We start from the raw sequence: 1,666 nt of genomic DNA, 5'->3' as shown, positions 1-1,666 counted from the left end.
CACGCCGCCCCGCCGTGCACCGCGCCACCCGGCGCCGCCGACGCCACGGCCGCCGGCGTGGGGCCGGGCCCGGGGTACGGGCGGCCCTCCGGCGACCGGCGGGGCGACCAGGTGGCCGGCCGGCCGCTCGGACCGCTGCCGCAGTGGCCGCCGACGGGGCGCCCGCCGGTGCCGCTGGTGCCGCCGGTCGGTACGGACGCCGCGGACGACGTGGGTTGGTCCGCGGCGCAGCCCGGGACCGGGCCGGTCGTCGACGGGGTGGGCGGGACGGCGGCCAGTGGCTCGCAGGGCACGGCGATGCGGGTGCTGCCGCTCGGTACCGGCATGGCCCTCACCGGCCTCGGCCTCGCCTACTTCGGCCTCCGCCTCCGCCGCCACGGCCGCCACCCGTACTAACCACTCACCCACCCCTGCGCCCCCTTCCACCCCTGCCACACCCCATCCATCCGCCACACCACCCCCACCGGGCCACGCCGACCCGTACGCCCACCGGGCCACACCCCAGAGCACACCCCCGAGGCGCCACCCACCGCGGCGGGCCGGTCCCCAGCCGCGTACGGCCCGACGTGCGCAGGCCGCTCCCCGCCCCAGCCGCTCCCCGCCCCAGCCGCTCCCCGCGCAAGCCGCGTACGCCCCCACCCGCGCAACCCACTCCCCAGCGCATCCGCCCCACCCACCGGGACCGGGCCCCAGCCGCGTGAGCCCCGGCGCAGCGCCCACCCGCTCCCCGGTGGGTGCCGGGTGGCTGGACGTCGCCCCCGCACCGGCCGGTCGGAGTGACGTACGGAACAATGGGTGACATGAACCAGCCGATGAACGAACGGTCGCAGGAGAGCCCGCACGTCTTGGTCGTCGGCCCGGACGGGATGGCGCTCGGCAGCGCCAGCTCCGGCGAGGGCGGCGGCGACGACGCGTCGCGGGAGACCCCCGTGACGGACATGGTGGAGCAGCCCGCGAAGGTCATGCGCATCGGCAGCATGATCAAGCAGTTGCTCGAAGAGGTCAGGGCCGCTCCCCTGGACGAGGCGAGCCGGGTCAGGCTCAAGGAGATCCACTCCAGCTCCGTGAAGGAACTCGAAGACGGTCTCGCACCGGAGCTGATCGAGGAACTGGAGCGGCTCTCACTGCCCTTCACCGACGAGACCGTGCCGACCGAGGCCGAACTGCGCATCGCCCAGGCGCAGTTGGTGGGCTGGCTGGAGGGTCTCTTCCACGGCATCCAGACCGCGCTGTTCGCCCAGCAGATGGCGGCCCGTGCACAGTTGGAGCAGATGCGCAGGGCGCTGCCGCCCGGTCTCGGCGGCGACGAGGAGGACGGCCAGCAGCCCCCCGGCGGCGCCCGCTCCGGCCCCTACCTCTGACCCCGGCCCGCTTCCCCGACGGCCCCCGTTCCCCGGACGGCTCCCGCCCCGCGCGGCCCGCGCGCCCCGGCCCGCCTGCCCAGGACCGTGAGACGGCCCGTGCGGCGGCACGGAGGACGGGCCCGTACGCGGCTCGCGCCGCCCGCTGCCCGCCGCCCGCACCACCGCGGCAACCGCCCGCCGGCACGTACCACCGGCCGGCGCGTGCCACCGGCCACCACCCGCCGGCGCGCGCCACCACCGCCGGCCGCCGGGCCCCCCCCCCCCGCCCCCCCCCCCGCCGCCCGGGGGGGGGGGGGGGGGGG

1 protein-coding gene and 1 pseudogene are annotated in these 1,666 nt (G+C 78.3%); both read left to right on the top strand.

The genetic code is table 11. The features are described from left to right. Positions 1-396: pseudogene (locus tag AAHZ94_RS33715) on the top strand (hypothetical protein); the annotation flags it as partial. 404 nt (positions 397-800) lie between these two features. Beyond that, positions 801-1,361 (top strand): bacterial proteasome activator family protein, encoded by a 561-nt coding sequence (locus AAHZ94_RS33710; protein ID WP_349997501.1) that lies wholly within the window; start codon positions 801-803, stop codon positions 1,359-1,361. Positions 1,362-1,666: the final 305 nt, after the last annotated feature.

Source organism: Streptomyces sp. HSW2009 (assembly GCF_040240285.1).
Classification (GTDB): domain Bacteria; phylum Actinomycetota; class Actinomycetes; order Streptomycetales; family Streptomycetaceae; genus Streptomyces.
This window is presented reverse-complemented; position numbering and strand designations above follow the sequence as displayed.

Bases quoted from the DNA above. Each gene is read 5' to 3' on its own strand.
- AAHZ94_RS33710 (WP_349997501.1), top strand. From the start codon at position 801: ATGAACCAGCCGATGAACGAACGGTCGCAGGAGAGCCCGCACGTCTTG.